A 6,374-nucleotide genomic window follows, 5' to 3' on the forward strand; every position below is an offset into this window, starting at 1 on the left:
AATTCACACGGATTGCACGGATTTAGGCACGGATTACACGGATTTTCTTTTTCGTGCTCAGCAACGGCTTGCGGGAAGGCGCAGGCGCCGCAAGCATAAAAAATCCGTGTAATCCGTGCCTAAATCCGCGAAATCCGTGTAGCCCCTGTTGCCCGCAAGGATCCGGTTACGCCGCCGCGGCGGGGGCCGCTTCGATCATGCGGTAGTAGCCGGTGTCGGAGAGGATCAGGCAGCTCAGCGTCTTGCTGTCGCCCTCGTCCTCGGTGCTGACGACACGGGCGTGCGGGATGCCGAAGAGTTCGATGGTGTCCTTGACGCGCCAGGACCGGCCGCTCGCCGCGCCAAGGGCCTGGTAGACCTGCCCGACCTGCACGTGGTGCTTCTTGCGCATGCGCAAACCCTTTCCTGAAACCGAGGCAGCGGCGGCGGCCGCACCATGTCCGCCACTCTGCCCGACTTGTGTCAAAATTGAGTAAACTTCAGCAGCCGGATTTCGGCAGCGCCTGCAAGGTCTCCAGGATCGCCTTGATGGTGAAGTCGCCGTAGTCGATCTGCATCGACTCCGCGATGCCGTTCTGCAGCAGACGCAGGCTCATCTCGTACTCCGGCTGGGCGGAGTCGCTGTGCAGCGGGAAGAAGGCCATGCGCACCGGCCAGCCCTTCTTGCCCTTGGTCAGGTCGCCGCCCTGCGCGCCGTCGGCGTTGCCGGCCGGACCGATGAAGGCGTTGACCTCGGTGCTGCCCTCGGCGTCGGCGCCGTCGAACACCGTGGCGTTGAAGAAGCGGTCGCCGGCCTTGGCGTGCTGCAGGATGCCCAGCGTGTGCGAGGTGGGGAACATGCTGCCGATGGGCAGCGCCATCTCCTGCTCCTCGGGCTTGCTGAAGCGGGCCTTGCCGGCGGCGCCGGCCTTGTCCAGGGTCGCCTCGCCGCGGATGTCCTCGTCGGTCTCGCCGTTGACCTTCTTGAGGACGTTGAAGCGGTAGCGCAGGCCGTTCTTCGCCTCCCAGGTCGTGTAGTTGGTGTTCATGTTCATCGCCTCGCCCTCGGAATAGACGAAGCGGAGCTGGAAGCGCTGCTCGGTGGTCCAGCCGTCGCAGGCGTCCGCCCACTCGAACATCATGCGGCCGGTGACGCCGCTGACCTTCGAGCTGTTGCGCGCCGAGGACAGCGACATCTTGTAGATCGCGCGGTGCGGCTGGATATCCGCGATCACGCCGGCATCGAGCGCCCGGGCGGGCGGCGCCGCGACGACGAGCAGGGCGCCGAGCGCGACGGCGGCGGCGATGGGAGCGGCGGATCGGCGGTTGCGCAAGGTGGCGTCCACGGTGATTGGGGCCTATCACTGGAATAGTATGGGTGTTGTGGCGCGGATCGGAAGGCCCGCCAAGCCCTTTTCAACAATTGGGGAGGCAGAGGGATGCAATCTTCGCACGCTGTGGCGCGACCGTCGCTGTTGCTGACACGCAAGCTGCCGGACGCGGTGGAGGCGCGCGCGGCGCGCGATTACCGCGCCGTGCTTAATACGGATGACACGCCGCTCTCCGGCGCGGAGATCGCGGCGCGGGCATCCGGCATGGACGGAATCCTGTGCTGTGCCGGCGACCGGCTGGACGCCGCCGCCATCGCCGCGCTGCCGGACAGCGTGCGGATCCTCGCCACCTTCTCGGTCGGCACCGACCACATCGACCTCGCCGCCGCCCGCGCGCGCGGCCTGACCGTCACCAACACGCCGGACGTGCTGACCGACGCCACCGCCGACATCGCGCTGCTGCTGATGCTGGGCGCCGCCCGGCGCGCCTCGGAGGGCGAGCGGATGATCCGCGCCGGCTCCTGGACCGGCTGGACGCCGACCCAGCTGATGGGCACGCACCTCGGTGGCAAGCGCCTCGCCATCCTCGGCATGGGCCGAATCGGCCGCGCGGTGGCCGAGCGCGCCCGCGCCTTCGGCATGGCCATCCACTACCACAACCGCAGCCGCCTGACGCCGGACCTGGAGCAGGGCGCCACCTTCCACGAGGACGCTGAGGCGATGCTGGAGCACGCCGACCTGCTGTCCTTCCACTGCCCCGCGACGAAGGAGACGACGCACTGGCTGAACGCCGCGCGCATCGAGCGGCTTCCGCGCGGCGCCATCGTCGTCAACACGGCGCGCGGCGCCGTGGTGGAGGACGCGGCGCTGATCGCCGCGCTGCGCAGCGGCCGGATCGCCGCCGCGGGCCTGGACGTGTTCGAGGGCGAGCCGAACCTCAACCCCGCCTACCGCGACCTGCCCAACACCTTCCTGCTGCCGCACCTGGGCAGCGCCACGGTGGAGACGCGCAACGCCATGGGCTTCCGCGCCCTGGACAACTTGGATGCCCATTTCAACAAGAGACAAATACGGGACAAAGTTATCTAAAATGCGGCAGATTCTGCCGGGCATGCTGGGAAGGCGCGGGCAGTTCCTGCCGGGACGGAGGGGGTGGGGCGGCTTTTGCCGGGTCATAGGGCGAGGGATTTCAAGGCGTTGACTGTTGGCATGACGGTTGCTTGGTTCCAGACGAAGCGAGCCTCGTATCCGACGGAGCCGACCCATGAACGCCACCGTGACCGCCTTCCCGCCCTCCGCCATCGCGCTGCGCTCCGACGCGGCCGGGTCGCACGGGATTGCCTCACAAGGGGTGCCGGGCGCGGCGGGCGTCTGGTTCCGCGACGTCGCCAGCGACCCGGTCCGCCTCGCCGCCCTGCTGTCCAAGCTGGCCGAGGCGGAGGAGACGATCACCCAGCAACAGGAGCGCATCGCCTACCTGGAAAGCCTGACCATGACGGACGAGCTGACCGGGCTGGTGAACCGCCGCGGCTTCAACCTGCACCTGAAGCGCGAGCTGGCGGCGGCGCGCCGCGCCGGCCAGGGCGGCGGCGTGCTGGTGATGATCGACCTGGACGGCTTCAAGGCGATCAACGACACGCACGGCCATCTGGCCGGCGATTCCTACCTGCGGCAGGTGGCGCGGCTGCTCCAGGCGCACGTGCGCCAGCACGACGTGGTGGCGCGGCTGGGCGGCGACGAGTTCGCGGTGCTGCTGACCGACACCGACCCGGCGACCGGCGCCGCGCGCGCCGCCGAGCTGGCGCAGCTCGCCAACCGCGCGCACGCCGCGTGGAACGGGCAGGAGCTGCCGGTCCGCTTCTCGGTCGGCGTGCAGCCCTACGGCCCGGCCGACCACGAGGACGAGGTGATCCGCCGCGCCGACGCGAAGATGTACCGACATAAGGGCAGCAAGATCCGCCGCGACCGCAAGCCCAAGCGCGCCAAGGCGGTCCGTCACGCCGCCTGACCAGTTACAGGGGTGCGGAGATCCGCCGGGGCCTTGCCCCCTGATCTCCCCGGCGCCTCCGTGCCCCTGTACCCCTACCGCCGCCAGCGGCTTCCCGCCTCCGGCACGCTCCCCCGCCGCTTCACGGCGGCGGAGGCCGGCATCACCGCGAAGGGCGTGCTGTGCGCCGGCTCCAGAACCTCCACGCCGCGCCGCTTGAACGGGAACACCAGCAGCGCCCCGGCGACGAAGCCGCCGACGTGCGCCCAGAAGGCGACGCCGCCCTCGTCCGAGGTCGGCGTGGCGACGCCGCTGAGGATCTGGCCGAGGAACCAGACGCCCAGCACGATCAGCGCCGGCACGTTGATCAGCCGCACGAAGACGATGATCCACATCAGCACCCGCACGTTGGCCCGTGGGTGCAGCACCAGGTACGCCCCCAGCACGCCGCCGATGGCGCCGCTGGCGCCCAGCATCGGCACCTCCGACAGCGGGCTGGCGAGGCTCTGGGTCAGCGCCGCCGCCGTGCCGCACAGCAGGTAGAACAGCAGGAAACGGCCGCGCCCCATGCTGTCCTCGACGTTGTTGCCGAAGATCCAGAGGTACAGCATGTTGCCGCCCAGGTGCAGCACGCCGCCGTGCAGGAACATGGACGTCACCACGGTGGCCCAGGGCGGCACCACCTGCAGCGCGTCGGGCAGCTCGGCGTAGCCGAACAGCACCGCCGGCACCACGCCGTAGGCGTACACCGCCAGCTCCCCGCCGCGCGGCCCCAGCGACACCTGCCAGCCGTACACCAGGATGCACAGCGCGATCAGCGCGATGGTGACGACGGGGGTGCGGCGCGTCGGATTGTCGTCGTACAGGGGGATGAAGAACATGCGGACTCCCGTATGACGAAGGGCCGAAGGTAACGACAATTTAACCCTCACCTTGTATCTGGAAAGACGGTAAAAGCACCCCCGGCGCCGTCGGTGGCGGGGATCGCCGAACGCGAACGTGGTCGAGGGCCGCACAGCCGCCGGGCTGGGCGGGACTCCGGGGGAGCAAGTCAATGTCGGCACCGAATGGCCTCGCCGAGGCGGCGGACCAGGGACGAGCGGCCAAGCGTGTCCTCATCGTCGAGGACAACGAACTGAACATGAAGCTCTTCCACGACCTGCTGGAAGCCCACGGCTACGCCACGCTGCAGACGCGCGACGGCCTGGAGGCGCTGAAGATGGCGCGCCTGCACCGCCCCGACCTGATCCTGATGGACATCCAGCTGCCCGAGGTCTCGGGCCTGGAGGTGACCAAGTGGATCAAGGAGGACGAGGAGCTCAAGTCGATTCCGATCATCGCCGTGACCGCCTTCGCCATGAAGGGGGACGAGGAAAAGATCCGCGAGGGTGGCTGCGAGGACTACATCGCCAAGCCGATCTCCGTGACCAAGTTCCTCGAAGCGGTCCAGCGGTTCCTGAGCTGAGACGCCGATGTCAGCCCGCGTCCTCGTCGTCGACGACGTCCTGCCGAACGTGAAGCTGCTGGCGGCGAAGCTGACCCGCGAGTACTTCGACGTCATCACCGCCTACAACGGCCCGGAAGCGCTGGAGCAGGTGCGCAAGGAAGCGCCCGACATCGTGCTGCTCGACGTCATGATGCCGGGCATGGACGGGTTCGAGGTGTGCGAGAAGATCCGCTCCGACCCCGCCACCATGCACATCCCGGTGGTGATGGTGACCGCGCTGTCCGACGTGGCCGACCGCGTGCGCGGCCTGGAGGCCGGCGCCGACGACTTCCTGACCAAGCCGGTCAACGACATCGCGCTGTTCGCGCGGGTGCGTTCGCTGGTCCGTCTCAAGATGATGATGGACGAGTGGCGGCTGCGCGAGAACACCTCCGGCCAGTTCGGCGTGATCGAGCCGACCACCGGCACGCTGCTCAGCGAGTCGCACGAGAAGGCGCGGGTCCTGGTGCTGGAGGACTCGGCCCTCGACCTGGAGAAGATCACCGACACGCTGGCGCGCGACAGCAACCACGTGGTCGCCGCCGAGACCGGGGCGCGGGCGCTGGAGCGCGCGCTGTCCGACGATTTCGAGCTGGTGATCATCAGCCTGACCCTGCTGAACGAGGACGGGCTGCGCCTGTGCTCGCAGCTGCGCTCGCACGAGCGCACCCGGCAGGTGCCGATCCTGCTGGTGGTGGACGAGGGCGACCTCAACCGCATCGCCAAGGGCCTGGAGCTGGGCGCCAACGACTACGTCATCAAGCCCATCGACCGCAACGAGCTGCTGGCGCGCGTGCGCACGCAGATCCGGCGCAAGCGCTACCAGGAGCGGCTGCGCGCGAACTACGAGCAGAGCCTGTCGATGGCGCTCACCGACAGCCTGACGGGGGTGTTCAACCGCCGCTACGTCAGCGCGCACCTGCCCCGCCTGCTCGACCGCGCCATCGACAACCACAAGCCGGTGTCGGTGCTGATGTTCGACATCGACCACTTCAAGGTGGTCAACGACACCTACGGCCACGACGTCGGCGACGAGGTGCTGAAGGAGGTGGCGACGCGCGCCAGCCGCAACCTGCGCACCTTCGACCTGGTGGCGCGCCTGGGCGGCGAGGAGTTCATCGTCATCCTCCCCGACACCGACGGCGAGGGCGCGGCCACGGTGGCCGAGCGCCTGCGCCAGCGCATCGGCGACACGCCCTTCGCGGTCTCGGCCCCGGTGGGCGAGATCGCGGTGACGGTGTCGGTCGGCGTGTCGATCGGCGGCCGGCTGGGCGACACCGCCGAGGCGGTGGTCAAGCGCGCCGACGAGGCGCTCTACGATGCCAAGCGCCGCGGCCGCAACTGCGTGGCGGTCGATCCGCGCGGCGACATCGCGGAACTGCACATCAGCCCGGTGCGGTAAGGCGGGCGCCGCGGACACGTTCCGGGCTTCAGCAACCCCTCGCAACACGTCATCCCCGCGAAGGCGCACGGCTGTCCGGGGAAAAGAGCGCAGTTGCATTTCTTCGCTTCTCTCAACCGTCATCCCCGCGAAAGCGGGGATCCAGGAGAGTTGGCAAGGGGTTGATTTCCCAAGGTTCTCTGGATCCCC

Annotated in this window: 7 protein-coding genes; 4 read left to right on the plus strand and 3 right to left on the minus strand. The window is 68.8% G+C overall.

Translation table 11 applies throughout. From position 1 onward, the window contains the following. Positions 1-166 precede the first annotated feature (166 nt). Positions 167-391, minus strand: coding sequence for a hypothetical protein (locus ACRWK7_RS27305; RefSeq protein ID WP_431859692.1), 225 nt, complete (start codon positions 389-391; stop codon positions 167-169). A gap of 88 nt (positions 392-479) precedes the next feature. Beyond that, positions 480-1,313: a cell envelope integrity EipB family protein gene (locus ACRWK7_RS27310; RefSeq protein WP_431859694.1), complete on the minus strand. Its 834-nt coding sequence runs from the start codon at positions 1,311-1,313 to the stop codon at positions 480-482. A gap of 105 nt (positions 1,314-1,418) precedes the next feature. Between ACRWK7_RS27310 and ACRWK7_RS27315 the strand changes: the two genes are divergently transcribed. Together ACRWK7_RS27315 and ACRWK7_RS27320 are read left to right on the plus strand one after the other, a co-directional pair. Beyond that, complete coding sequence (locus tag ACRWK7_RS27315) at positions 1,419-2,399, plus strand: 2-hydroxyacid dehydrogenase (protein WP_431859696.1); 981 nt, start codon at positions 1,419-1,421, stop codon at positions 2,397-2,399. A gap of 175 nt (positions 2,400-2,574) precedes the next feature. Beyond that, positions 2,575-3,318: a GGDEF domain-containing protein gene (locus tag ACRWK7_RS27320; RefSeq protein WP_431859698.1), complete on the plus strand. Its 744-nt coding sequence runs from the start codon at positions 2,575-2,577 to the stop codon at positions 3,316-3,318. Positions 3,319-3,392: 74 nt separating this feature from the next. On the opposite strand, the gene ACRWK7_RS27325 is transcribed toward ACRWK7_RS27320, so the two are convergent. Continuing rightward, entirely contained in the window at positions 3,393-4,178 is a 786-nt protein-coding gene (locus tag ACRWK7_RS27325; RefSeq protein ID WP_431859700.1) for a rhomboid family intramembrane serine protease, read from the minus strand. Between the two features lie 173 nt (positions 4,179-4,351). Here ACRWK7_RS27325 and ACRWK7_RS27330 point away from each other — a divergent pair, with 173 nt between their 5' ends. Together ACRWK7_RS27330 and ACRWK7_RS27335 are read left to right on the plus strand one after the other, a co-directional pair. Next, on the plus strand, positions 4,352-4,762 hold the full coding sequence (locus ACRWK7_RS27330; protein ID WP_431859702.1) for a response regulator: 411 nt from the start codon (positions 4,352-4,354) through the stop codon (positions 4,760-4,762). Positions 4,763-4,769: 7 nt separating this feature from the next. Next, positions 4,770-6,185 carry a PleD family two-component system response regulator gene (locus ACRWK7_RS27335; RefSeq protein WP_431859704.1) on the plus strand — a complete coding sequence of 472 codons (1,416 nt, stop codon included), beginning with the start codon at positions 4,770-4,772 and terminating at the stop codon, positions 6,183-6,185. Positions 6,186-6,374: the final 189 nt, after the last annotated feature.

It is taken from the genome of Azospirillum sp., from assembly GCF_050789165.1.

What these genes read in the sequence shown, in the direction of transcription:
- ACRWK7_RS27305 (WP_431859692.1), bottom strand. Translation starts at nt 391, where the DNA reads ATGCGCAAGAAGCACCACGTGCAGGTCGGGCAGGTCTACCAGGCCCTT.
- ACRWK7_RS27315 (WP_431859696.1), top strand. Translation starts at nt 1,419, where the DNA reads ATGCAATCTTCGCACGCTGTGGCGCGACCGTCGCTGTTGCTGACACGC.
- ACRWK7_RS27320 (WP_431859698.1), top strand. Translation starts at nt 2,575, where the DNA reads ATGAACGCCACCGTGACCGCCTTCCCGCCCTCCGCCATCGCGCTGCGC.
- ACRWK7_RS27325 (WP_431859700.1), bottom strand. Translation starts at nt 4,178, where the DNA reads ATGTTCTTCATCCCCCTGTACGACGACAATCCGACGCGCCGCACCCCC.
- ACRWK7_RS27330 (WP_431859702.1), top strand. Translation starts at nt 4,352, where the DNA reads ATGTCGGCACCGAATGGCCTCGCCGAGGCGGCGGACCAGGGACGAGCG.
- ACRWK7_RS27335 (WP_431859704.1), top strand. Translation starts at nt 4,770, where the DNA reads ATGTCAGCCCGCGTCCTCGTCGTCGACGACGTCCTGCCGAACGTGAAG.